We start from the raw sequence: 24,841 nt of genomic DNA, 5'->3' as shown, positions 1-24,841 counted from the left end.
AATCATCCTTCCATCAATAATAATTCTGGATCAGCTAGTAAACGTTTGATGTTGTTCATTGCTTTTTGAGCAGTTGCACCGTCAACAATACGGTGGTCGAAACTCATTGAAAGTTTCATCATGCGACCTACAACAATTTCACCATCCGCATTTACTACTGGTTGTTGAGCAATTGTTCCTACACCTAAAATAGCGACTTCAGGGTAGTTGATAACTGGTGTAAACCAGCCGCCGCCAACTGAACCAATATTGCTGATTGTGATAGTTCCATCACGCATGTCCTGAGCAGCTAATTTTCCTTCTACTGCCAGACCGGCTTTTTCATTAATCTCATCAGCAATAGCAAACATACTCTTTGTGTTCGCATTTTTAACATTAGGAACGTACAGACCATGATCCGTATCTGTTGCAATCCCAATATTAAAGTAATTTTTATAAACGATTTCCTGTTTTGCATCATCAATTGAGGCATTTAACACAGGGAATTTTTGAACAGTTGCTGTCAATGCTTTAACAACATATGGCAAGAATGTTAATTTTGTACCATTTTCTGCAGCAACATCTTTGAATTTCTTACGATGATCCCATAGCTTGGATACTTCTACTTCATCATGCAGGGTCACATGCGGAGCTGTATGTTTGCTGTTTACCATTGCTTTCGCAATCGCTTTACGTGTTGGTGTCATTGCTTCACGTGTTTCCAATTCACCCAGGCTTGAAGTAAATGTCTGTGCCGGCTTAACTGGTGCAGCTGCCGTTGTTTCTGCAGATGTAGAAGCTGTATCCTTCGCTGGTGCAGTAGTTTCTGCAGCCGATACTGAACCACCATTAGTTAAGAAGCTGTCAATATCTTCTTTAACGACACGTCCACCTTTACCAGTTGCTGATACCTGAGTGATATCTACATCTTTTTCACGAGCATATTGACGTACTGACGGCATTGCTAAGACCCGCTTGTTTGGATCAGCTGCTGCAACAACTCCAGTCGATTCAGTAGCTGGCGCACTCGCTGCTTCTGTTTTCGCAGGTGCTGCTGATGCTGCACTACTTGAAGGAGCTGAATTATGTCCTGGTGCATCGATTTCAACCAGTACATCACCAACATTTGCTACAGTACCTTCTGATACAACAATTTTCTTCACAGTCCCAGTCACTGGCGACGGAATTTCTTCCACTGATTTATCATTTTGCACTTCTAAAAGGGTATCGTCTTCATTAATTGTATCGCCTTCTTTGACGAACCATTTTACGATTTCGCCTTCTGCAATTCCTTCACCAATATCTGGTAATTTGAATTGGAAAACCCCTGTATTGGAATCAGCAGCTGCTGTTGGGGTCGCTGCGGGCTGTGCAGGTGTTTGCTCTTGAGCCGCAACCCCGCTGTCGCCTTCATTGTCTTCATGTCCTGGTGCATCAATTTCAACCAGTACATCACCAACATTTGCTACAGTACCTTCTGATACAACAATATTCTTTACTGTCCCAGTCACTGGAGATGGAATTTCTTCCACTGATTTATCGTTCTGCACTTCTAAAAGTGTATCATCTTCATTAATTGTATCGCCGACTTTAACGAACCATTTTACGATTTCGCCTTCTGCGATTCCTTCACCGATATCCGGTAGTTTAAATTGATAAGCCATCGTTTCTTTCTTCCCTTCTTTACTTATTAAAATTCAGCGATTTCCTTCACTTTTGCTTCGATATCAGAAGCGTTAGGCAACCAAATATTTTCCGCTTGACCAAATGGGAAGATGGTATCTGGTGCTGATACACGGCCAATTGGTGCTTGTAGTGAAAGAATAGATCTTTCTGAAATTTCTGAAACCACTTGGGCAGCAACGCCCGCTTGTTTTTGAGCTTCCTGAACAACAACCACACGTCCAGTTTTTTCAACCGAAGCAATAATTGTTTCGATATCAAGTGGAGCGACTGTGCGCAAATCGATGATTTCTACAGAAATATTTTCCTTTTCAAGATTTTCTGCAGCTTTAATTGCTTCACGAACCATTGCACCATAAGTGATAATTGACACATCTGTTCCTTTACGGGTAACAGCTGCTTTGTCTAAAGGTACTTCGTAAGCTTCGTCCGGCACTTCCTCACGGAATGAACGATACAATTTCATATGCTCTAAAAATACAACAGGGTCATTACTTCTAATAGAAGAAATCAACAAGCCTTTGGCATCATAAGGGTTAGATGGGATAACCACGCGCAAGCCTGGAGATTGAGCCATCAAACCTTCTAAATTATCCGAATGAAGTTCAGGTGTATGAACGCCGCCGCCAAATGGAGAACGAATTGTTACTGGAATATTTCTTGTGCTGCTCATACGGTAACGAGTACGTGCCATTTGAGCCACTACTGCATCCATTGTTTCAAAGATAAAACCGAAAAACTGAATTTCAGGAACTGGACGGTATCCTTCTAAAGCTAGTCCAAATGCCAATCCGCCAATACCGGACTCAGCCAAAGGAGTATCGAATACACGATCTTCGCCAAACTTTTCTTGTAAGCCTTCTGTTGCACGGAATACACCGCCGTTTTTACCAACATCTTCACCAAAAACCAATACATTTTCGTCGTTCTCCAGCTCAAGAGCTAGAGCATCAGTAATAGCTTGAATCATTGTTTTTTGTGCCATGATTATTTCGACTCCTTTGCTTCGTAAATTGCAATTTGTTCTTTAATACTTTGTGGTTGAACTTCAAACATGTTTTTCAGGAAGTGAGAAACTTTTTGTTTGCCAACTTTATCAGCTTCTGCAATTGCAGTTTTAATTTGTTCTTTTGTTTCTTCAATAATTTGTTCTTCTTTTTCTTCAGACCACAAACCCTTTTCAGTTAAGTAGTTACGGAAACGAATCAACGGATCTTTTGCTTGCCATTCGCCGTCCATTTCTTTTGAACGGTAACGAGTTGGATCATCACCAGACAATGTATGCGGACCATAACGGTAAGTTAGTGTTTCAATCAATACTGGACCATTTCCTTCTGCTGCCCAGTCGCGCGCTTCTTTAGCTACAGCATAAACAGCCAATGGATCCATACCATCTACTTGAATCCCTGGAATTCCAGCCGCTACAGCTTTTTGTGCTAGTGTTTTAGCAGCAGTCTGCTTCTCACGAGGAGTGGAAATTGCAAAACCATTATTTTGAATAATGAATACACCATTTGCTTGATAAGCGCCAGCAAAGTTAATTGCTTCATAGAAGTCCCCTTGAGAAGAACCACCGTCGCCAGTATATGTGAAGACAACGTTTTTCTTTCCGCGTTTCTTCATACCAAGAGCAACACCTGCTGCTTGGATATATTGCGCTCCAATGATAATTTGTGGAGGCATTGCATGTAAATCTTCAGCATACATATTCCCGCCAGCATGTCCTCTTGACCATAGAAATGCTTCTTTCAAAGGAAGACCATGTTGTACAAGTTGAGGCACATCGCGATAACCTGGTAACAAATAATCTTCTTTTTCCATCGCAAAATGACTTGCCAGCTGACTTGCTTCCTGTCCAGCAGTTGGAGCATAAAAGCCCAAACGTCCTTGGCGGTTCAACGCAGTTGAGCGTTGATCAAGTACACGGGACCAAACCATACGTGTCATCAATTCTACTAGTTCTTCATCGGATAAATCTGGTACTAAATCTTTGTTTACTACTTTCCCCTCTTGATCCAATACTTGATAAGTTGGGAACTCTGCGTTGACTTCGTCCATTAATTGGTTGAAATCAATAGGTTTTTGCTTCTTTGCCATTTTGTCACACAATCCTCTCTATTAACGATTCTTATTATTTCGAAAAAATGAAACAGCGATTTAAACTGTATCACTTTATCGGCTACATATACAAATTATCATTAATCAATGAAAAGAGCAAGTAAAATATTCTATTTTCCAGGAAAAAAGACTTAGCCTTAAAAAGACTGATAAAACAGCGATTAGTGATAAAAATCACAAGCAAGAAAACGTTTCATTCTGTTCCTTAGCTGTTTTTGCTTTATTTCAACTGCTGTTACAGTATTTACATCAAAAAAATATAACAGTTCATTAATTGTAGTAATTATCTACACTTATTCTACTTGCTCACTTATTAACTTTCCAATCATAACCATTGAAAAATGATTAGAAAACAAAATAGTCGTATCCTTCAATTTAACTTTTGTCAAAAGGAGTTTAAAGAATTTAAATAAAGCTCTCATGCTTTAAAAAATCCCTTTTCAAAAAAAAATTCCTATTATTGTTATTCCCTAAAAGAGCTTTATGTATTTTCATTTCAATAGCTATCATCTTTTAAAATTGTAAGCAATACCTACATATTAATGATACGGGAAATAATTAAAAATGTGAAACAATATGTATTATATTAATTACTAGTCACTTTATAAAAAAAGATTCCGACAAAAGTCGAAATCCTTTTTAAATTATTCGCTGTTAAATCCATTCCTTTGTCAAACGAATATATAGTCTTTTCGCAAATTCCACAGTAATTAAGTATAGCAAAATAATGACGATAAACCAGCCCCAGTAAGTACCTGGCAGAGCAGTGAAATCAAAAACAGCTTTAAGGGGACTTAATACTAAGCCGATTCCCAGTATAATGGCAGCCAAGCTTGTCATTATAACAGGTGCTGATGCAATACTTTGAATAAACGGCAGCTTTCTTGTACGAACCATATGAACCACTAAAGTTTGGCTTACCAAGCCAACTACAAACCATCCTGTTTGGAATAAACTTTGACTAGCTACCGTATTAGCACTGAAAACAAACCACATAACCAAGTAGGTCATAATATCAAAAATACTGCTGACAGGACCAATACATAATGTAAATTTGGCTAAACTGTTAATTTCCCAGCGAACAGGTTTCACCAGTTCTTCCTCATCAACATTGTCCCACGGAATTGTCAACTGAGCGACATCGTAAATCAGATTTTGAATCAGCAGTTGAATGGATAACATAGGTAGAAATGGCAGAAATGCACTGGCTACTAAAATGGAAAAAACATTTCCAAAATTTGAACTAATGGTAATCTTGATATATTTCATCATGTTGCTGAAAACCTTACGTCCTTCAATTACACCTGATTCAAGTACATTGAGGCTCTTTTCAAGCAGGATTATTGAACTGGCATCCTTTGTAATATCAGCTGCTGTATCTACTGAAATACCTACATCTGCTTTTCTCAGAGCTGGGGCATCGTTTATGCCATCTCCCATAAATCCTACAGTATGACCATTCTTTTGCAGCGCTTCAATCAGTCGTGATTTTTGCATAGGATTCAGCTTCGCAAATAGATTCGTCTTTTCGACTTCCTCCGCCAGTTGTTCCTCTGACAGTTCATCAAGCTCTGTACCTAAAACAACATGAGAAACCTCAATGCCTACATCACTACACACTTTCTTTGCGACAATATCATTGTCTCCTGTCAATACCTTCACATTTACACCATGCTCATGGAGAGAGCGGATTGCAGTAATAGCAGATTTTTTGGCTGGATCTAAAAATCCCATAAACCCAATCAATGTCATATTCTGTTCATCTTCTGTATTATAAATTGGTTCACTATGAACATCTTTTTTCACAGCAACAGCAATCACACGCATTCCCTGCTCATTCATCCGCCGGTTGACAACCCGCATATTTTGCCGCAGTTCTTCGGTTAATGCTACAACCTCTCCGTTAATCTCAGCATGTGTACACACTGCTTCCATCTCTTCCACAGCGCCTTTGGTCACCATAATTTGATGGCCATCACCATTCACAACTACAGTCAGCCTTCTTCTTGAAAAATCAAAAGGAATTTCATCCAGCTTTGTGACTGATTGAAATGGGGCCTGGCGGTTGTTTTCTTCATAGTAGTTGATTACAGCAATATCCATAAGGTTTTTCCAACCAGTCTGATAATGAGAGTTCAGGAACGCCATATCCAGTACCTGCTCATTCTCATCACCTAACGGATCCAGGTGTTGAACCAGAACAACTCGATCTTCTGTGATTGTTCCAGTTTTGTCTGTACACAAAACATCCATACTACCAAGATTTTGAATAGATGGTAATTCCTTTACGATTACTTTATGCTTAGACAAGCTAAGGGCTCCTTTGGCCAAATTGCTGGTTACAATCATCGGCAGCATTTCAGGCGTTAACCCTACTGCAACAGCGATTGCAAAGAAGAAGGCTTCTCCCCACTCGCCTTTTGTTAAACCATTAATCAAAAAGACGATTGGAAATAGTACAACAACCATCCGCAGCAGAAACTTGCTAACTTTAGTCAAACCAATGTCAAAGGAGGTTTTCCCTCTTTGCGTTGTTGCATTTTTAGCAATATCTCCAAAAAATGTCCGCTGCCCTGTTTTTAAAATAATTGCTTTTCCCTGACCACTCAACACATCAGTTCCCATAAAAATCAAATCCTGCATGTCTAATGCGGAAACCTCTTGTTGGTCTGTTGTAATCCCTGCCTCAACAAATTTTTCTACCGGCATTGATTCTCCTGTTAAAGAAGACTGGTTCACAAACAAATCCTTTGTCCAAAACAAAACTGCATCCGCTGGAATCATATCCCCGGTTGCTAAAGTCACAATGTCTCCTGGCACCACTTCATCCATAGGAATTTCTTTCGTTTCTCCATCCCGAGTAACAGCCGTTGTATTTTCAATCAGTTCTTTCAATGCCAAACTTGCTTTTTGAGAACGATATTCTTGCACAAACGTGATAACAACACTAGCTAGAATCATTAGGCCCATCACAATTGCCGCTTCATAATCGCCTGTTACAGCGGATACAACCATCAATAGTGCTAGTACAAAAACAAAAGGATCTTTGAAAGCCTCTAAAAACATCAGCAGTGCAGGCGTTGGCTTTTGTGCTGATACTTCATTAGGACCAAATTCTTCTAAACGCTGCTCTGCATCCTCTGTAGAAAGCCCTCTTTCTGATGTCCGCAGTTCCATCATCAATTCCCGTTCTGATAATAATGCCAGTTTTTTTAGTTCTTGCTCTTTTGTTTCTTTTTTAAAATCTGTTAATTTTTTATTCATCATTATCTTTTCCCCCGATTATTCTGCCTAACCGGAAAAGAAAAGTTCTATCCGATCAGACAAAGATTATTGTTCATTCGCCTCTGATGTGGGTCTTCCATGATAATCTTCCTCTCTGTCTTTCCCTTTATTTTAAGTATTGAATAATTCCTGCATGCTCCTGTTCACAGCCTTGTCTGATTTAAGCGATACTTCGCTCTCTTTATTCGCCAAGTACTTTTCATCATCTGCTCTGTAGACAATCGCAGTGATTCAAACAGATGTCACAACGCTCTTTTTCTCTCGCCTTGTACTATTTAACATCTGATTGCTAGCAATCCGTGTTAACTTAAAAGGATACTTCGCTCTCTTCGTTCGCCAAGTACTTTTCATCATCTGCTCTGTAGACAATTGCAGTGATTCAAAGCAAAACGCACACTCAACAATAGAGTGTGCGTTAAAATAGCAACTTAAATAATAGTTTCTCTATCGTTGAGCTTTAGCACTATAGGGCGTAGATAATTTCTTATCAGCTACGTTATGAATAACCTTCACGATTATTCCTGTTCAACCAACTAAGAGTCTCTCGATTCTTTCGCGGCAGCAGCCTGTGTCCATATAGGAGCCTCACCTAACAATTCATATTCAATTCTATAACCAAAATCATAATAAAGCATTATCTGATAAAAGTCAAAACAAACCAATCGTTATTTTATTTTTTTGCGTTATTCTAAAGAACGCAGAGTGAATATTCTCACAGCGCTATAAACAAATCTAGAATTAACAATTGTGTTGCCTTTCTCAAAAAAGAACTTGAAAGAAAAATCAGATATTCTCTGTTTTTCATTTCAAGTTCTATGATTGTATTCACTTTTTATCTTACGAGGAATTATTTGATAGAAAACCAATCATCTTGTTTGGTACTATATTTTTTAAATTATTCGCTGATTTTTACTTCGGACTCTTTCATTTCTTCTAGATATTTATAAACCTGTTGTCCAGCAATTCCGCCTTCACCAACAGCTGTTGTAATCTGTCTCAATGTCTTTTCACGAACATCGCCAATCGCATAAACACCTGGAATTGCTGTTCTCATTTCCTGATCAGTAATGATCCAGCCTTCTTCATTTGTAATGCCGCTTGAACGGAAAGGCTCAGCTAGCGGATCCAATCCTACATAGATAAAGACGCCATCTGCCGCTGTTTCTTTCACTTCATTCGTTTTCACATTTCTCAACTGAACCCCTGTCACAGCCATGTCATTTCCGATAATCTCTTCTAAAACAGAATTCCACTCAAAATTGATTTTTTCATTGGCAAATGCACGATCTTGAATGATTTTCTGAGCACGCAATTCATCTCTACGATGAACAATAGTTACTTCAGAAGCAAACTGAGTCAGATACACCGCTTCTTCAACTGCTGAATCTCCACCACCAATGACCATCAAGTGTTTGTTTCTGAAAAATGCACCATCACATACGGCACAGTAAGAAACACCCCGTCCAGCATATTCTTCTTCACCAGCTACACCCAATTTTCTATGCACACAGCCGGTAGCAATAATCACTGTTTTGCCTTCATATGTAGTATCTTCACAAATAATTTCTTTGTAATCTCCATGATCCTTAATATCTAAAACCATGCCGTAGACATTTTTTGTTCCAAATTTTTCTACACTATCATACATTTTCAACGAAAGATCCGGCCCCATAATTGAATCAAACCCAGGATAGTTCTCTATTTCTGCGGTATTATTCATTTGTCCTCCTGGTACGCCGCGTTCAATCATCAAAACAGACAGATTGGAACGAGAAGCATAAAGTGCAGCAGTCATTCCTGCTGGTCCTGCACCAATCACAATCACATCATACATAAGTCATTCTCCTTTTCTCTCTTATCAAGAACTGTTATTTTCAAAGTGGAACAGCTGTTTCTGTTTTAAGACAACAAAAGCATTTCTGTCCTCCGAAGAAAAAAACAAGAATAAATGTTCTCTTTTTTCAAGTATATTTACTTTACAACCTAAACCTTTGATTGTCTATTTATCTGCCTAAGCAGACACCTTTATCATAATAACACAATCTCTTTAAAAGATTGACTGTAATTTCCATTTCTTTGCTCTTGTTCAATCAGAAGCTTTAATAACACTCCAGCCGTTGTTCATATTCGTATACTTCCTGCCCGTTAATTTTTGTTACAGTCATCATTTTTTTAGGATAATTAGAGACTTTAATCTTTTCATCAAGAAGAGAACTCCCTTGTTCCATTTGAAGACTTTTCACATCTGCTGTATCATAGATTTTTTTAAGCAGCGGCTTGATTTCAAACGAACTATGTTCGCTGCAGCGAACACCAACCAAGACCATATTATGCTGATCTGTAAAACCAAGATGTAAGTCAAAGAATAGAAGCTCATGCTGATTAGATACTGAATGGAGAATTACTGCTTCCCCTTGACCACTAATAATTTGGTCATATTTCGCTGCCATCCAATCATCATCCCAGTTAATATGCAGCAATTTACATACCTTAGAAAATTTTTCATCATAAAGAATATCGAAGATAGATAGCATAAAAATGAAATCTGTATACATACAGTATAGCTCCTTTATTTTTTTTATTCCAAAACAATTTTATCATTCGATATCTTTTGAAACAATAACGCTAAGTGTAGTTTAGTCAAAAAACTTTCTTATCTCTAGCTTACGCCTCTTACCTTCTAGCTTCCCATTCTGCTTTAGTCAGCAAATATTCATAGGAGGGAAAAGTCTGGTTAAGAGATTTTGAAACAAATTCACCTTCCTGATCAAACTGAAAGCCGCATTTTTCAATTAGTTTTTTTGAAGGGCGATTTACTTGGAAACAACAGGCATAGATCTTAACAATCCCCTGATTAAATAAATAAGGAAGAAAGTTTTCGATAACCTCTGCCATAATGCCTTGACCCTGATAGCCAGGATGCAGCACAAATCCCAGCTCTTTAGTATCTGTTCTCCCATCTACAGAGTCCTCATGTGCAGTAATATGCCCGATTACTTTAGTACTTTCGTTCAGAACAATAGCAAAAGTAAACCCACTTTTCAAAAACCGCCACAGCATCCTTTCAGCTTCTGACAGACTTTCATGATATTTCCAGCCTGCTTGTTCGCCCAATCCGCTAATTCTGCTATATGCATATAGATCAGCCAAATCCAAAGAGTCAAACGGTCTCAGAGTTGTTCGCTTGGTAAAAATCATCTTTTCTCCCCCTTTCATTTATACAGAAAACCGGCACTGAAAGTAGACCATGTAATGACTTTTCAGCACCAGTATTTTTTCTATTAGACTTCACTGTTTTGAAGCTTGTACATATCTGCATACAGGCCTTCCAGCTTCAGCAATTCCTCATGATTTCCCTGTTCAACGATGTGTCCTTTTTCTAAAACTAAAATCAGATTAGCATCTCGAATCGTTGAAAGACGGTGAGCAATAGCTATTGTAGTCCGCCCTTGTCTCATATTAGCCAGGCCTTCTTGGATAAGTCCTTCTGTCTCTGTATCAATATTTGCTGTTGCTTCATCCAATACCAGAATCTTAGGATCTGTCACCATTGTTCGTGCAAAAGAAATCAGCTGCCGTTGCCCGCTTGAATAGCTTGCCCCCCGCTCAATAACTTTAGCATGGTATTGATTCGGCAACGTTTCGATAAACTTATCTGCCTGAACAAAGCGTGCAGCTTCTTCAATCTTTTCATCGCTGATGTTCTTATTCAGCATTCGAATGTTCCCGGCAATATCTCCGTAAAACATAAATGCATCCTGTAATACCAGCCCCATTTTTTTACGCAATTCTGTTAATGGATATTCCCGAATATTCCGATCATCCAACAGAATTTCCCCTTCGTAAAACTCATAGAAACGCATCAGCACATTAATAATTGAGCTTTTTCCGCTTCCTGTATGTCCTACTAGGGCAATCGTTTCGCCCGGATTTGCTGTAAAGCTGATATTTTTCAGCACATAATTTTCTCCATCATACGAAAAACTAACATTTCTAAATTCTATTTTTCCATCCTGAATTTCTCCATCTGCATCCGGTTCCTGCTGAGGAGTTTCTTCTTCCGTATCAAAAATTTTCAAAATACGGCTGCCTGCAACCATACCATCAGTGAAAATACTTAGAAAATCCATCATTTGCGTCATTGGTTGAAAAAAGGCTTGAACATAAGTGACAAATGCGTAAATAAGCCCCACCTTAACTGGTGAATCCAATGCGTCCAGCCCAAACAAAGACAGTGCAACTGATACTGCTAAAGCGTACAGCAAATTAATAATCGGACTTAAAAGCAACGAATTCACACGAATCATCGCAAATTTTGTCTGCAGATATTCTTCATTTGTTTTTTCAAACTCATTTTCCAGTCTTTTTTCTTGTCTAAACTGCTGAATAATCTGCATACCAGAAATATATTCGTTCAGCTTGGTATTTAACTGACTCAGTCTTTCTCTCATGTTCCGATAAATACGGGAGCTGAATTTTTGATAATAAGCAATTACAGCCAACAGCACCGGCAGGAATAACAAGATGCAAAAAGCAATCTTTGAATCTATTTGCAGCATACCGACAAAAGAAGAGATTACTGCAAAAATTCCAGTCAACACCATCAAAAAAACATACCAGAATTCAAACAGAGTTTCTGTATCATTCGTCACACGAGAAACAATTGACCCTGCCGGTGTCTGATCGAAATAGCGCATACCTAAGGTCTGCAGCTTTTCAAATAGTTTTACCCGAATGTATTGATAGGTTTTCAGTGAAGCCATGGAATATAGAAACCACTGAAAAAACCAGATAATACTTTTCAAAATAATTCCAAGCAGATAAAGTCCTGCAAACAAATAGATAATCTGAGAAGTCGCTGTTTTAGTTGTTAAGTAGTTATCCATCAACAATTGTATAATTCTTGGCAATAGTGCATTAATAACTGACAGAATAAACGCAAAGCCGATAGCTCCAGCAAACGTATTCCGAAAAGGCTTTGCATAGTTGAATAGACGTCTCACAATCGTTACCTGTTCTTTGACAGGAATCGATTTGGACCATGCAGATTGTTGTTCCTCCATTACTCTTCACTCCCTTCGATTTTCGCTTCCAGCTGCTGTTTATCCCACATACGACGATACCAGCCATTTTTTTCCAGTAGTGCCGAATGAGTTCCCCGTTCAATGATTTGGCCCTTATCTAAAACAATGATATCCTGCGCATGCATAACACTACTCAATCTGTGAGCAGAAATGATTGTGGTTTTATTTTGTCTAGCTGCTTTTAGATTACTTAAAATTGCTTCTTCCGTTTTGGCATCTACTGCTGATAAAGCATCATCTAAAATTAGCAGCTCCGGATCAATAATCTCAGCTCTGGCAATTGATATCCTTTGTCTTTGTCCTCCTGAAAGGGAGACACCTCGTTCGCCGACCATTGTATCGTACCCTTTGGCGAAGCCTTTAATATCCTCATCAATAAAAGCCATTTGAGCAGCTTTTTCCACTTCCTCCTGTGATAATGAAGGATCTGCAAAACGAATGTTGTCCCGCACAGACATGGAAAACAGAAAATGATCTTGGGGAACGTAACCGATACCTGTCAGCAAAGCGTCCAAAGAATAATCTTTGACATTGTATCCCCCTAGTCTAATCTGCCCTTGATAATTATCATATTCCCGCAGAAGAAGCTTCAGAATCGTTGTTTTTCCTGCTCCTGTTTTACCAACAATTCCTAAAGTCTGACCTTCATTAATTGTAAAATCGATATCTTTGAGGGTTGCTTCTTCCTCTCCTGGATAAGAAAATGAAGCAATAGACATTGATAATGTTCCTTTGGCTGGTGTCTGAATGGCCTCCTGACGTTCAATAATGTGTGTCTTTTCATGCAGCAATTCATTCACCCGATCGTAACTGGCATTCCCTCTCTCAAGAACGTTGAACAATCGGCCAATGGCAAACATCGGCCACACCAGCATCCCAATATAGCTGATAAATGAAACCAGCTGTCCTAAGGAAATAATATCCTTCATAATAAAATGACCGCCCGCAATAATCGTTAGAACATACGAGATGCCAATAATCAGGGTAATAAATGGATCAAACAATGCATCTAAAAAATTTACTCGTTTATTTTTAACAATCGAATCATCGATTTTTTCAGTAAAATCCTTAATGTCTTCTTTTTCCTGCCCAAAGGTTTTTATCACTTTGATTCCAGTAATACTTTCCTGCGTTTTCTCATTAATCGCTGAAAAAGCGGCTTGAGAATCTCTAAAAGCATCATGGAGCTTTGAACCAAGAATTCGAGACATCAATGCCAGCAGCGGCAGCGGAACCAAAGCAATCAATGTTAACCGCCAATCGACAAACAACACCATAGCAATAATCGTACTGCCTCCAGTCAGAAATGAATCTGCAAAGGTTAGAATTCCTGCTCCTGCAACATTCTGAATAGCATTCAAGTCATTCGTTGCATGAGCCATTAAATCTCCTGTACGGTGTTTCTGATAAAAAATACTGTCCATCTTTGTAAAATGATAAAACAGCTGCCTTCTCAGTTCTTTTTCTAATCGAGCCGCCCCGCCCCAGATATGTTTTCGCCATATATAACGAAACACATATTGTGCGAGTGCAGCCGCCAGCAGGATACTTATCCAGAACACTATCTGACTGAAGCTAAATCCATCCTGGTCTATAATATCTACTACTACACCAATGACCTTAGGCGGTACAAGCTGAACAAGCGCCACCATCACTAATGCAAAAATCCCAATAATATAACTTCTTTTTTCTTTTTTGAAAAACCAGCTTAATTTCTTAAAAACTGACATTTACTTTCCTCCTAACACAACTTCTACTCACTAATCACTCGTTTTCTATTCTGTTTCCCCATTTTTACGAACCCCTTTCCACTACTGTTTTTGAAGACACAAAAAAACGGACAAAAAATCTGCCCGTTTCAGCTCCAAATATGATGATTAGCAAAAGGATTTACTTATCCCCTTGGTTCTTCATTTGCTGCATCATTTGACGAATCTTCTTCTCAGAAGGCTTCTGTCCCATCGATGCCATCATCATTCGCAACATATCCTCATTAACGGGAGGATTTTTTTTCAGATGGTCCTGCATTGCTTTACGGGCAAGGAAAAATCCGCCTACCGCACCAGCGATTAAAGCGATTACTGCAATTAAAACTACAACTCCTGTTGACATATTAAATCTCTCCTTTCCATCATAAAAAGCTAATGAGTATGGCGTCTTTTTTCTGTAAAAAAGTAGTTCTATTCATACTAAGCTTCAAATTTAAGTCATATAAATGCTCTCAAGAAATCATTTTACTAGAAAGCATAGAAAAAGAAAAGGCATTTTAAAAGATTCCTCAAAAGAATTTTTTTAAAAGCCCTTTTGCATTCTTAATTAGTTCTGTTTCTGAATCTTATCTAATAAGTCAAAATCAAATTTTCCGGATTTTAACATCGCGATTTCATAGCCGTAAGGTGCTTTGCTCGTCTTTTTGTCATCACCTACATAGGGTGTTTCCAAAATTTTAGGTAAAGCAGCCAGCTTTTCGTGATGTACGACGCCATTCAATGCATCAAAACCAATCGTACCGAAGCCGATATTGGCATGACGGTCTTTATGAGAACCCATTGGATTTTTAGAATCATTCACATGAACTACTTTTAAACGATCCAGTCCAATAATTTTATCAAATTCTTCCAATACACCATCAAAGTCTTCTTTCACATTATAACCAGCATCATTTGTATGACAAGTGTCCAGTGTAACAGATAATTTATCGTTTAATGTGACACCATCAATGATTACAGCCAGCTCTTCAAAAGTCCGCCCCAGCTCAGTGCCTTTACCTGCCATCGTTTCAAGCGCTATCTGCGGTACTTGTTCCTTTGTTAAAACTTCGTTAAGTCCTTTGATAATCTGCTGCAGACCTGCATCTACCCCAGCACCTACATGAGCACCTGGGTGCAGTGTAATCTGTTTTGCGCCCAATGCTTCTGCACGCTGAATTTCCTGCCGCAGGAATTCTGTAGCAAAGCCAAAATTTTCCGGTTTTATCGTATTTCCCAGATTAATAATATAAGGAGCATGCACAACAATGTTGCTAATGCCATGGTCTGCCATGAAGGCTTCGCCAGCCTCAATATTCATCTCTTCAATTGGTTTCCTTCTGGTATTTTGGGGAGCTCCTGTGTATATCATAAACGTCGAAGCCTTATAGCTTGCTGCTTCCTCTGCCGCCCCCAACAACATTTTCTTTCCACTCATACTTACATGTGACCCTATTAACATTCTTTTCCTCCTCTAGTCTTCATCCTTTTCAGATTAAGTGAAAATACCTGAAAAAACAATCTTTTTGCTTCAAATCAGCACAATCAAAACAACGGCTCTTCGTATGCTGTACACAGTTAACAAGGCTATATAAATTTTTGAATAGCCGCTTTTTTTAGATTTTTATAGTAGTTGCTTCACTGGCTCTAGCATGTCCGCTATAGACTTTCCATTCCTATTCATCTCTGGCTAGAAACTGCTGATATAAATTTTTCGACTTAAAGCCTTTTTCCAGCAGCTCGATCGCTTCCACCAGCCTTTTCTCTTGCGTGGCACGTTGCTTGGCACTATAAATATATTGCGCCCAACCTCTCTGATAGCCAGGTGTCAGCTCATAAAAAAACTGCAAAGCTTTCGGATTACCAGACAATGCTTCCTGAACCTTTGGAACCAACTCTGTATATTCCTGAACAGACTGACTCTTTTTTACAGGTTTATTTTTGCTTTTTGGTAAATACTTAATACCGACAATTGTGAATGTATCATCTAAACGAACCATTCGATTAAACTTCAATTCGGTTCCTTCCACATACCCATCTGCTTCATTGACTTTCAAAGTTGGGAAAATCTCGTCCCGATGAACAAACGTCTTATACAATTTATTACCCTTCTTCGGATAGGCAACATATAATACACCTTGTTCAGTCAACAGCTGCTTTTCCGCGACCTGTTGAACACATTTTTTAAAACTCGCCATATCCTCCACAAAAGCAATGATTAAGTCCACCGGTATGCTTCCCTGGTTTTCATATTCAAAGCTTAATTCTGAAAAATATGCAGGCTTCGGCCGCCCTAAAATCAACTTGTTTTTATACTTATCTAATTGCAATTTTTCTACGATTGAACGAGTCATTACTTTCTCCTTTATATGCTATCTATTTTATAACTTCTTTTGAGTTTGGGACATAGGTAAATACCTGCTCTTCTTTCTCTAAAATGCGAATAAACGGCGTTTCAGACTTTGTATGCTTCGAGTATTGCAACAGAGTGAAAACTGTAGACAAGCTTGTAGAAAACTAATGCTTTATATCGACCTCTTTTATTTTGTCTTGAAATTGTACAAGAATTTCCTTTGATAAAAAAACAGCTGCAGTAGATGCTAATTTATTCTTTCCAAGGTATACTGGAGTAGTTGAAAGAACATTCCTGTTAAATGATAGTATAGCAGGAATGGTATATATGCGAAAAGGCTTTTATGTAACAGCAGATAAAAAGCGAAATACCGCCTGTTCCTAAAAAGTAAAGGAGAGAACACATGACTACGCCAATTGAAGCATATATCCAAAAAAGCCCAGCAGATAGACAAGAGCTGCTGACAGAGCTTTATCATTTTATCAAGGAGCTGGTTCCTCAGGCTGAAGAAAAAATTTCCTACGGTATGCCAACTTTTTATTTAAACGGCAATCTGGTTCATTTCGCTAACGCCAGCAAACACATCGGCTTTTATCCAACTCCCTCTGCGGTTTCTGCTTTTCAAGAGGACCTGACCGGATATAAAACCTCTAAAGGAGCAATCCAGTTTCCTGTAAACAAAGAGCTTCCCTGGGAGGTAATAAAAAAAATTGTTCTTTTCAGAATCAAAGAAAATACGGAAGCAATCTAATCTCAAAAATGCAAAGAACTTTAATTGTTTGTGCTGGTGGAAAATCCTTCACGGAAAACACATCAGCACTTTTTATCTATGGATAGCTATACTTCAAAACCAAGAACAAGCAGTGTTAAAAGCAGATAAGGAATTACAGCTGCTTTTAACACTGCTTGTTTGACTTCATTTAGGAATGAACTCGGCCATCATTTTCTGCCGAGTTGCTTCCGGTTCACTGCCTATTCTATTGGTCTGAAGCATGATGAACTATCTTATTTTCTTTGCAACACTAGTGTAGAACATTAGAAAAATCGTTTCCTATAAAAAAAAAACCCTAATTTTACTTGGAGTACCCAGATTATTGACGAAGTTCTTCTTCCCCGAATAAAAAAACTTGAAACAAAACCAGCAAGTTCCTGCTTTTGTTCCAAGTTCTGTAATTTATTCATTTCTGTCCTGCCAGCTTAACTTGTTAATATTTCAATAGGAAATACTTTTTCTTGCCTCGGCGAACGACTATAAACTGCCCTTCAATTTTTTCATTATCAGACAATTCGAAGCCGACATCCTGCATCCGCTCTCCATTGATATAAATAGCCCCATTCTGTACATCTTCTCTAGCTTGACGTTTAGAAGGTTCAATACCAGCTGCAATCAGCAACTCAATAATATTTGCTGAATCCTCTGTTTGAACTTCATAAGAAGGGACATCCTTAAAGCCTTGCAAAATTTCGTCAGCATTCAAACCTTTGATATCTCCACTGAACAACGCTTGAGAAATTTTAACCGCCTGCTCGTAAGCCTCTTCTCCATGAACAAGTGTCGTTACCTCTTTAGCCAATGCTTTTTGAGCTGCTCTTTGTTCAGGTGCCTCTTTGAATGCTTTTTCAATCGCAGCAATTTCATCTAAAGAGAGGAAGGTAAAGTAACTCAAAAACTTGATTACATCACGATCATCTGTGTTAATCCAAAATTGATAGAACTCATAAGGAGAAGTTTTGTCTGCATCAAGCCAAACAGCATTTCCTTCTGTTTTTCCAAATTTTGTACCATCTGCTTTTGTAATCAGCGGCATAGTTAAGCCAAAACCTTGTACTTCTTTCTCACGACGCAGCAGCTCAATCCCAGAGGTAATATTTCCCCATTGGTCACTACCGCCCAGTTGTAGTAAACAGCCTTGTGTTTCATACAGCTTCAGAAAATCATACGCTTGGAGCAGCTGGTAAGCAAATTCCGTATAGGAAATCCCAGTTTCAATGCGGCGTTTCACACTCTCTTTACTCATCATGTAATTAATCGTAAAGTTTTTCCCAACATCTCTTAGGAAATCAATCAGCGAGATTTCTCCCAGCCAGTCATAGTTATTAGCAAGAATAGCCGGATTTGTCTCATCATCAAAATCAATAAAACGTGAAAGCTGACCTTTGATGCTATTCGACCAATCTTTTACCGTATCCAGTGTGTTCAGGCTACGCTCTGCATCCTTAAAAGAAGGATCGCCAATCATCCCAGTTCCTCCGCCTACCAAGGCAATAGGAACATGACCGTTTAATTGAAAACGCCGCAGCATCAGAACCGGTAATAAATGTCCGATATGTAAACTGTCAGCTGTCGGGTCAAACCCGATATAAAGCTTAACAGACTCATCATTCAATTGTTTTTTTAGTGCTTGTTCATCTGTTGTTTGATGAACAAGTCCGCGTGCTTTTAGTTCATCAAAAAAATCTGTGCTCATTTCGTTTCCTCCCACACTTTTTTACTGGAGTTATTTTTCTCCTATCCTCCAATATTAACTGATTCAGACCCCAAATAAAAGACAAAACACGGGATTTTTCTTAAGAAATTAAAGTTTTTTCGATAAAAGACGGAACAACTGTTCATTATCTCTTTTTTTTGCTATAATATCACGGAATATATGAATTGACATGTCGAGGTGAAGTTTTTGGATAATCAGAACAATTCAAACAATAACAAACAGAATTTACATAAGCTGGTCAATAAAAAAAATGCCCTTTTATCTTTTAATGTACTTGTTCGTGTATTGAAAGCAGTAATTTTGTTTGCTGTTGTTGCCATTCTTTTAGGCGGCTCATTAGGTCTAGGAATAGGTATGGGCTATTTTGCCTCTTTAGTTGAAGGAACAGAACCTCCTACGAAAGAAGAACTCCAGCGGGAGATTAGTGATATCACCGAAGTCTCAAAAATGACTTACGCTGACGGATCAATGATTTCATCAATCAAATCTGATCTAATCCGAACCCGTGTAGACGGCGAACACATTTCTCCACTTTTAAAAAATGCCGTAATCTCCACAGAAGATGAATATTTTGAAGAACATGACGGCGTTGTGCCAAAAGCACTAGTCCGGGCACTTTTAGCTGACTCTGTTGGCTTCGGCGGTTCTTCTGGTGGTTCAACCTTAACGCAGCAGCTGGTAAAACAGCAGCTCCTGACAGACGAAACTACCTTTAAACGAAAAGCAAATGAAATTCTTCTTGCTTACCGGATTGAAAAGTACTTTACTAAAGATGAAATTCTTACAACTTATCTAAACGTCTCTCCTTTTGGCAGAAACAATAAAGGAGAAAATATCGCTGGTGTTGAAGAAGCGGCAAAAGGATTATTTGGAAAGAGCGCAAACGATCTGACATTACCTCAGGCCGCTTTTATTGCAGGGCTTCCGCAAAGTCCTATTGTCTACACTCCCTATCGTAATACAGGTGAGCTGAAAAGTGATGAGGATTTAGCTGTTGGAATGAAAAGAAAAGATTTTGTTTTGTTTAATATGTTCCGGGAAGAAAAAATTACAAAAGATGAATACGAGGCTGCAAAAGCCTATGACTTGAAACAGGACTTTCTTCCTACCGAAGCAGCAAATACCACAACTGAGGGCTTCCTTTACTACACTGTAATGGAACAGGCAGTTGAAGCAATTATGGATGTAAATATTGAAAAAGCTGGTGTGAAGAGAGAGGATTTGGACGAGCTGGGACTGAGTCAGTACGAGGAACAGGCTAGACGACAAATTCAAAATCGAGGATACACCATCGAATCAACTATTGATCCAACTGTATACAACACTATGCAAGAAGCTGTAGCGAATTACGGCTATCTTCTTGATGATGGTTATGCAGCGGCTTCCGTAGAAACCGGAAATGTCTTAATGGATAATCAAACTGGGAAAATTATCGGATTTGTGGCTGGAAGAAACTATGAGATTAATCAAAATAACCATGCCTTTGATACCCACCGTCAGGTCGGCTCAACAATCAAACCTATTTCTGTTTATGGTCCAGCCATTGACCAAGGGATGATCGGTTCGGAAAGCCGTTTGGCCAACTATCCAACAAAATATAAAACAGGCGAAGAGCTGGGTAATGCGACAAACAGTGGAACCAATACCTTCGATACGGTTCGCACTTCCCTTGAATGGTCTTACAACATTCCTGTTTACCATTTAAATGAAGCAATGAAAGAACAAATGGGCGACTCGAATTTCTCTTATAATAATTATTTGAGTAAAATGAACTACCCTGCTGCTGACGGTTGGGCATTTGAATCTGCACCATTGGGGTCTGTTGAAGCCTCTGTTTACACACAGACAAATGGCTTTCAGGCACTGGCCAACAAAGGCGTTTATCAAAAGGGTTATATGATAGAAAAGATTACTGATAATGAAGGAAATGTTATCTATCAGCATCAGGAAGCCCCTGTTCAAGTTTATTCACAAGCTACGGCAACGATTATGAATGATTTGATGCGCTCTGTCATTGACTCAAAAATTACAACGCCATTCCGAGATGTCATTACTGGTCTTAATCCTCAGCTTGCAGCAGCAGACTGGATTGGTAAGACGGGTACAACAAATGATTATAAAGATGCCTGGCTCGTTGTTTCAACCCCAAGTATTACTTTGAGTTCATGGGCTGGTTATGATGAAGGAAATGTCATGAGCCCAAATAGCGGGATTCAAAACAGTACCTACCTGGCTCATCTGACAAATGCTATTTATAACGTACGTCCAGACTTATTTAATGCTGAAGAACGCTTCACTCTTTCTGATGATGTGATTAAAGCAACCGTTTCTAAACTAACAGGCGACAAGATTGGCGGCTTTACTTACAATAACATCAAATATTCAGTATCTAGCGAATCTGTTGTCTCTTACTTTGCTAAAAATGGTCCAGCTGATAGTCAATATAAGTTTGGTTTTGGCGGATCAGACGCCAATTACCAAGCATACTGGAGTAAATATATCTCTGGTTCAAATAATAGCAGCAACAGTGGCACGAACAATAATAGTAATAACACAAATAACAACAATAATTCTAACGATACAAACAACTCAAACAGTTCAGATACTACACCTTCTTCCTCTTCTTCGGAAGAAAGCAAAGAAGAAAACAATCAAGAGAACGGACAGGACAACGGTGGAAATCAGGAAGGTAATATTGAGTCGCCATCCGGTGTTGAACCTGAAAATTCCGATTAGTTAAATAAAAGCAGCGGATTCCCTTGAATAATTGGAATCCGCTGCTTCTATTTTTTATCTGTTCTTCTTTCTTCTAATCAAAAAAAGCTGAATTACAACAGAGTTCGTCATATTTCAGCTTTTGCATATTTAAATTACTCAACAGTCCAAGCTGAGTATTTTTCGTCCTCAATGACAAAGAATACTCTGATTATTTTGTTGAGCCTTTTTTATCTAAACCATAAGGAAGGATAACAGTTTTATCCTCGATTTCTTCTTTATTCATTAGTTTTGTCAGTAAACGCATAGCTACTGCACCAATGTCATATAAAGGCTGAGTCACGCTTGAAAGCTTCGGACGAGCTACCTCAGTCAGTAAAGAATTATTGCTTGTAATGATTTCGAAATCTTCTGGAACTTTAATACCCGCATCCAGCATACCATCCAGTAAGCCGATAGCAAGTTCATCATCTGTAACAACTGCAGCAGTTGCACCACTGTTGCGGATTCGTTCAGCTAGATTAATGCCGTCTTTAAATTTGTATTCTGATTCAAAAATCAGACCTTCATTATAAGGCAAACCATTTTCTGTTAATGCTTCTTTATAGCCGCTCATACGGTTTTTTCCATTAATAGGATCAATCAATGCACCACTAACAAATGCAATTTTTTTATTTCCATTTTTAGCTAAAAGATCGGTTGCGTCCTTTGTAGCTGCGGAATAATCAATATTCACACTTCCAACCTGTTCATCTGGATCAATAGAACCAGCCAGTACAACAGGTGTTTTAGACCGCGAAAATTCTCCACGAATCTCATCTGTGATATGGTGACCCATGAAGATAATACCATCTACCTGTTTCGCCAATAAATTATTCAGTACATTAACTTCCTTCTGATCGTTGCCATCAGAATTGGCTAAGATAATATTGTATTTGTACATTGTAGCCACATCATCTATTCCTCTTGCCAATGAAGAGAAAAAGATATTGCTGACATCTGGAATAATCACACCAACAGTTGTTGTTTTTTTGCTTGCTAAGCCTCTAGCTACAGCGTTTGGACGATAATCCAGTCTGTCAATAACTTCTAATACTTTCTTTCTTGTTGCCGGTTTAACATTCGGGTTGCCATTAACAACTCGGGAAACTGTTGCCATAGACACGTCGGCTTCACGGGCAACATCATAAATTGTGATTGTTTGTTTTTCCATCTTGCTTTTCTCCTAATCATCTATTAGATTTCATTTTCTGAAAACTTCATTTACATTTCTTAACTAGGATAGCAGAGAAATTTTTATTTTGCAACCGTTTTTATACCATTTTCATGAAATTTAAACAACCAATTTCAAAAACAAAATTATTCCTTTTCATGGTATGATAGTTACGTTCGAATAAATACACGAAAAAAAGTTACTATTTCTATTCTCTATAGCTAATAAGGAGCCTCTGACAGAACATTGGAAAATTGACTTCTTAGAATTTATCGGCTCTTTAAATTCATCGTTTTTAGTGATACGGAGTAGTATGCAGAAAAATGTTTATAAAATATTAGATAGAAAGAAGGATACCTATGAATTTGGCAAAAATCAATGAATTGAAAAAATGGATGGACAGTCTAAATATAGACTTAACTTACATTAGTGATCCCCATCATATTGCTTATTTTTCCGGCTATGAAAGTGATCCCCATGAACGAGTACTGGCCCTATTTATTTCTAAATCTGGAGATCCTTTCCTGTTCACTCCAGCATTGGAAATTGAAGATGCTCAAAACAGTACTTGGGACTTTCCAGTCCACGGCTATCTGGACAGTGAAAATCCTTGGGAAAAAATTGCTGCTCTCATCCGCCAAAACGGACAACCTAAAAAGATTGCAACAGAAAAAGAGTTTCTCTCTGTTGCGAGATTTGAAACATTACGTACCCATTTTCCAGATGCTAGTATGTCGGTAAGTGTTACTCCTGTCATTGAAAAACTACAGCTGATTAAAACTTCAGAGGAAATCGAACTGTTGATGGAAGCCGGAAACTGGGCCGATGTCGCTTTAGAAATTGGCTTTAAAGCGGTCTCTGAAGGAGCTGCTGAGCAGGAAATCATTGCTGAAATTGAGTATCAGTTAAAACGTAAAGGTGTTCGTTCCATGAGCTTTGATACATTGGTGCTAACTGGTAAAAACGCAGCTAGTCCCCATGGAACTCCTGGCGGTTCAACGGTGCAAAAGGGTGATTTTGTATTGTTCGATCTAGGGGTTGTCTGGAAAGGTTATTGTAGTGATGTCACTCGTACAATTGCTTATCAGGAGCCCACAGCTTTTCAAGAAGAAATCTACAGTATTGTACTTCAAGCTCAATTAGCCGCACAGCAAGCGGTAAAGCCGGGAATAACCGCTGGCGAGTTAGATCAGATTGCCCGCTCAGTTATTGAAAAATACGGATATGGAGAATATTTCAATCATCGTTTGGGTCATGGTATCGGAACTACGGTTCATGAATACCCTTCTCTCGTAACTGGTAATGATTTAGTGATTGAAAAAGGAATGTGTTTCTCGCTGGAGCCTGGTATCTATATTCCGGAAAAAGTGGGTGTCCGCATTGAGGACTGTGTCTATGTAACTGAAAACGGTTGTGAAGCTTTTACTAAAACACCAAAGGAGCTTCAAATTTTCGGCAGTTGAAAGCTGCCCTAAAAATATTCAACATCAGTTATACGTCAATAAATGCTTATAATTTTAAGAATATAAAAAATGTGCCGGTCTCAGATTTTGACCGGCACATTTTTTTATTCTTATTTAACAGTTTTTTCTGCTGCATCCTTCAAATCTTCTTTGGCTTCATCAGCCTTTTCTGGAATATCTGCTGCTGCAGCTTTGGCTTCATCTTTTCCTTCAGAAACAATTTCTTTGGCTTTTTCAGCAGAGTCTTTAACATCAATAATAATATCATCAGATGTATCTTCCGCAATATCCCTGAAATCATCCATCTCATTATTTAAGTCGTTTGCAGTCTTTTTAAAGCGGCTTGACAAATCATTGGTCTGTTGTCTCAATGTTTCCAGGACTGAATCGGATACATCCTGAGCTTTGCTGAATGACCCTTTAGATTTATTTTTGATGTTTCCTGCTAAATCTCCCGCCTGATCGCTAAGAGAGTCCGCTGTATCTTTTGCAATTGATGAGAATTCCGATCCCTTCTGTACCGCATACTCTCTATAATCTTCTGCTTTATCTTTTAAGGTGTCCGCTTGTTCAGCCAGATCTTTACGCAACTCTTTTCCTGACTTTGGTGCCAACAGTAATGCCGCAATCGCTGCTGCTGTTCCGCCTATTACTGCACCTAATAGAAATCCGCCGCTTTTTTTCGCCATTATCTATTCCTCCATAACTATA

General features: G+C 38.6%; 18 protein-coding genes and 1 riboswitch. Of the genes, 3 read left to right on the top strand and 15 right to left on the bottom strand.

Annotation, left to right across the window (positions count from 1 at the left end):
• Nucleotides 1-2: 2 nt before the first annotated feature.
• From ACPWSO_RS08155 to ACPWSO_RS08100, 12 genes are all read right to left on the bottom strand, one after another.
• Nucleotides 3-1,643 carry a dihydrolipoyllysine-residue acetyltransferase gene (locus ACPWSO_RS08155; protein ID WP_426082414.1) on the bottom strand — a complete coding sequence of 547 codons (1,641 nt, stop codon included), beginning with the start codon at nucleotides 1,641-1,643 and terminating at the stop codon, nucleotides 3-5.
• 26 nt (nucleotides 1,644-1,669) lie between these two features.
• A complete protein-coding gene (locus ACPWSO_RS08150) occupies nucleotides 1,670-2,647 on the bottom strand; it encodes an alpha-ketoacid dehydrogenase subunit beta (protein WP_426082413.1) in 978 nt (325 codons plus the stop codon).
• 2 nt (nucleotides 2,648-2,649) lie between these two features.
• Nucleotides 2,650-3,759 carry a pyruvate dehydrogenase (acetyl-transferring) E1 component subunit alpha gene (pdhA, locus tag ACPWSO_RS08145; protein ID WP_426082412.1) on the bottom strand — a complete coding sequence of 370 codons (1,110 nt, stop codon included), beginning with the start codon at nucleotides 3,757-3,759 and terminating at the stop codon, nucleotides 2,650-2,652.
• A 675-nt stretch (nucleotides 3,760-4,434) separates the two neighbouring features.
• Nucleotides 4,435-7,047, bottom strand: a complete 2,613-nt coding sequence (mgtA, locus tag ACPWSO_RS08140) for a magnesium-translocating P-type ATPase (RefSeq protein ID WP_426082411.1) — start codon at nucleotides 7,045-7,047, stop codon at nucleotides 4,435-4,437.
• Between the two features lie 453 nt (nucleotides 7,048-7,500).
• A riboswitch (M-box (ykoK) riboswitch) is annotated at nucleotides 7,501-7,669 on the bottom strand.
• Nucleotides 7,670-7,960: 291 nt separating this feature from the next.
• Nucleotides 7,961-8,899, bottom strand: coding sequence for a thioredoxin-disulfide reductase (trxB, locus tag ACPWSO_RS08135; RefSeq protein ID WP_426082410.1), 939 nt, complete (start codon nucleotides 8,897-8,899; stop codon nucleotides 7,961-7,963).
• Between the two features lie 265 nt (nucleotides 8,900-9,164).
• On the bottom strand, nucleotides 9,165-9,620 hold the full coding sequence (locus tag ACPWSO_RS08130) for a hypothetical protein (RefSeq protein WP_426082409.1): 456 nt from the start codon (nucleotides 9,618-9,620) through the stop codon (nucleotides 9,165-9,167).
• A gap of 118 nt (nucleotides 9,621-9,738) precedes the next feature.
• A complete protein-coding gene (locus tag ACPWSO_RS08125; protein WP_426082408.1) occupies nucleotides 9,739-10,263 on the bottom strand; it encodes a GNAT family N-acetyltransferase in 525 nt (174 codons plus the stop codon).
• A gap of 83 nt (nucleotides 10,264-10,346) precedes the next feature.
• Nucleotides 10,347-12,128, bottom strand: a complete 1,782-nt coding sequence (locus tag ACPWSO_RS08120) for an ABC transporter ATP-binding protein (protein WP_426082407.1) — start codon at nucleotides 12,126-12,128, stop codon at nucleotides 10,347-10,349.
• Nucleotides 12,128-13,879, bottom strand: coding sequence for an ABC transporter ATP-binding protein (locus ACPWSO_RS08115; RefSeq protein ID WP_426082406.1), 1,752 nt, complete (start codon nucleotides 13,877-13,879; stop codon nucleotides 12,128-12,130). The genes ACPWSO_RS08120 and ACPWSO_RS08115 overlap by 1 nt, the downstream gene beginning before the upstream one ends.
• A 160-nt stretch (nucleotides 13,880-14,039) precedes the next feature.
• Nucleotides 14,040-14,261, bottom strand: coding sequence for a YneF family protein (locus ACPWSO_RS08110; protein ID WP_086348183.1), 222 nt, complete (start codon nucleotides 14,259-14,261; stop codon nucleotides 14,040-14,042).
• A gap of 204 nt (nucleotides 14,262-14,465) precedes the next feature.
• Nucleotides 14,466-15,359, bottom strand: coding sequence for a deoxyribonuclease IV (locus ACPWSO_RS08105; protein WP_426082405.1), 894 nt, complete (start codon nucleotides 15,357-15,359; stop codon nucleotides 14,466-14,468).
• A gap of 214 nt (nucleotides 15,360-15,573) precedes the next feature.
• Complete coding sequence (locus ACPWSO_RS08100; protein WP_426082404.1) at nucleotides 15,574-16,251, bottom strand: YdeI/OmpD-associated family protein; 678 nt, start codon at nucleotides 16,249-16,251, stop codon at nucleotides 15,574-15,576.
• A 402-nt stretch (nucleotides 16,252-16,653) separates the two neighbouring features.
• Here ACPWSO_RS08100 and ACPWSO_RS08095 point away from each other — a divergent pair, with 402 nt between their 5' ends.
• On the top strand, nucleotides 16,654-17,001 hold the full coding sequence (locus tag ACPWSO_RS08095; RefSeq protein WP_426082403.1) for an iron chaperone: 348 nt from the start codon (nucleotides 16,654-16,656) through the stop codon (nucleotides 16,999-17,001).
• Between the two features lie 454 nt (nucleotides 17,002-17,455).
• On the opposite strand, the gene tyrS is transcribed toward ACPWSO_RS08095, so the two are convergent.
• Entirely contained in the window at nucleotides 17,456-18,718 is a 1,263-nt protein-coding gene (tyrS, locus tag ACPWSO_RS08090; RefSeq protein WP_426082401.1) for a tyrosine--tRNA ligase, read from the bottom strand.
• A 207-nt stretch (nucleotides 18,719-18,925) separates the two neighbouring features.
• Between tyrS and ACPWSO_RS08085 the strand changes: the two genes are divergently transcribed.
• The gene (locus ACPWSO_RS08085; RefSeq protein WP_426082400.1) at nucleotides 18,926-21,475 is read left to right on the top strand and encodes a transglycosylase domain-containing protein; all 2,550 of its coding nucleotides are present in this window, start codon (nucleotides 18,926-18,928) and stop codon (nucleotides 21,473-21,475) included.
• Between the two features lie 190 nt (nucleotides 21,476-21,665).
• Here ACPWSO_RS08085 and ccpA read toward each other — a convergent pair whose 3' ends face one another.
• The gene (gene ccpA, locus ACPWSO_RS08080) at nucleotides 21,666-22,667 is read right to left on the bottom strand and encodes a catabolite control protein A (protein WP_426082399.1); all 1,002 of its coding nucleotides are present in this window, start codon (nucleotides 22,665-22,667) and stop codon (nucleotides 21,666-21,668) included.
• A gap of 359 nt (nucleotides 22,668-23,026) precedes the next feature.
• On the opposite strand from ccpA, the gene ACPWSO_RS08075 reads away from it, so the two are divergent.
• Nucleotides 23,027-24,130 (top strand): M24 family metallopeptidase, encoded by a 1,104-nt coding sequence (locus tag ACPWSO_RS08075; protein WP_426082398.1) that lies wholly within the window; start codon nucleotides 23,027-23,029, stop codon nucleotides 24,128-24,130.
• A 110-nt stretch (nucleotides 24,131-24,240) separates the two neighbouring features.
• Here ACPWSO_RS08075 and ACPWSO_RS08070 read toward each other — a convergent pair whose 3' ends face one another.
• Nucleotides 24,241-24,819: a YtxH domain-containing protein gene (locus tag ACPWSO_RS08070; protein WP_426082397.1), complete on the bottom strand. Its 579-nt coding sequence runs from the start codon at nucleotides 24,817-24,819 to the stop codon at nucleotides 24,241-24,243.
• Between the last annotated feature and the right edge of the window lie 22 nt (nucleotides 24,820-24,841).

The sequence above is a fragment of the Enterococcus sp. LJL51 genome (genome assembly GCF_049894025.1).
Taxonomy (GTDB): Bacteria; Bacillota; Bacilli; order Lactobacillales; family Enterococcaceae; genus Enterococcus_L.
This window is presented reverse-complemented; position numbering and strand designations above follow the sequence as displayed.

What these genes read in the sequence shown, in the direction of transcription:
- ACPWSO_RS08155 (WP_426082414.1), bottom strand. Translation starts at nt 1,643, where the DNA reads ATGGCTTATCAATTTAAACTACCGGATATCGGTGAAGGAATCGCAGAA.
- ACPWSO_RS08150 (WP_426082413.1), bottom strand. Translation starts at nt 2,647, where the DNA reads ATGGCACAAAAAACAATGATTCAAGCTATTACTGATGCTCTAGCTCTT.
- pdhA (WP_426082412.1), bottom strand. Translation starts at nt 3,759, where the DNA reads ATGGCAAAGAAGCAAAAACCTATTGATTTCAACCAATTAATGGACGAA.
- mgtA (WP_426082411.1), bottom strand. Translation starts at nt 7,047, where the DNA reads ATGATGAATAAAAAATTAACAGATTTTAAAAAAGAAACAAAAGAGCAA.
- trxB (WP_426082410.1), bottom strand. Translation starts at nt 8,899, where the DNA reads ATGTATGATGTGATTGTGATTGGTGCAGGACCAGCAGGAATGACTGCT.
- ACPWSO_RS08130 (WP_426082409.1), bottom strand. Translation starts at nt 9,620, where the DNA reads ATGTATACAGATTTCATTTTTATGCTATCTATCTTCGATATTCTTTAT.
- ACPWSO_RS08125 (WP_426082408.1), bottom strand. Translation starts at nt 10,263, where the DNA reads ATGATTTTTACCAAGCGAACAACTCTGAGACCGTTTGACTCTTTGGAT.
- ACPWSO_RS08120 (WP_426082407.1), bottom strand. Translation starts at nt 12,128, where the DNA reads ATGGAGGAACAACAATCTGCATGGTCCAAATCGATTCCTGTCAAAGAA.
- ACPWSO_RS08115 (WP_426082406.1), bottom strand. Translation starts at nt 13,879, where the DNA reads ATGTCAGTTTTTAAGAAATTAAGCTGGTTTTTCAAAAAAGAAAAAAGA.
- ACPWSO_RS08110 (WP_086348183.1), bottom strand. Translation starts at nt 14,261, where the DNA reads ATGTCAACAGGAGTTGTAGTTTTAATTGCAGTAATCGCTTTAATCGCT.
- ACPWSO_RS08105 (WP_426082405.1), bottom strand. Translation starts at nt 15,359, where the DNA reads ATGTTAATAGGGTCACATGTAAGTATGAGTGGAAAGAAAATGTTGTTG.
- ACPWSO_RS08100 (WP_426082404.1), bottom strand. Translation starts at nt 16,251, where the DNA reads ATGACTCGTTCAATCGTAGAAAAATTGCAATTAGATAAGTATAAAAAC.
- ACPWSO_RS08095 (WP_426082403.1), top strand. Translation starts at nt 16,654, where the DNA reads ATGACTACGCCAATTGAAGCATATATCCAAAAAAGCCCAGCAGATAGA.
- tyrS (WP_426082401.1), bottom strand. Translation starts at nt 18,718, where the DNA reads ATGAGCACAGATTTTTTTGATGAACTAAAAGCACGCGGACTTGTTCAT.
- ccpA (WP_426082399.1), bottom strand. Translation starts at nt 22,667, where the DNA reads ATGGAAAAACAAACAATCACAATTTATGATGTTGCCCGTGAAGCCGAC.
- ACPWSO_RS08075 (WP_426082398.1), top strand. Translation starts at nt 23,027, where the DNA reads ATGAATTTGGCAAAAATCAATGAATTGAAAAAATGGATGGACAGTCTA.
- ACPWSO_RS08070 (WP_426082397.1), bottom strand. Translation starts at nt 24,819, where the DNA reads ATGGCGAAAAAAAGCGGCGGATTTCTATTAGGTGCAGTAATAGGCGGA.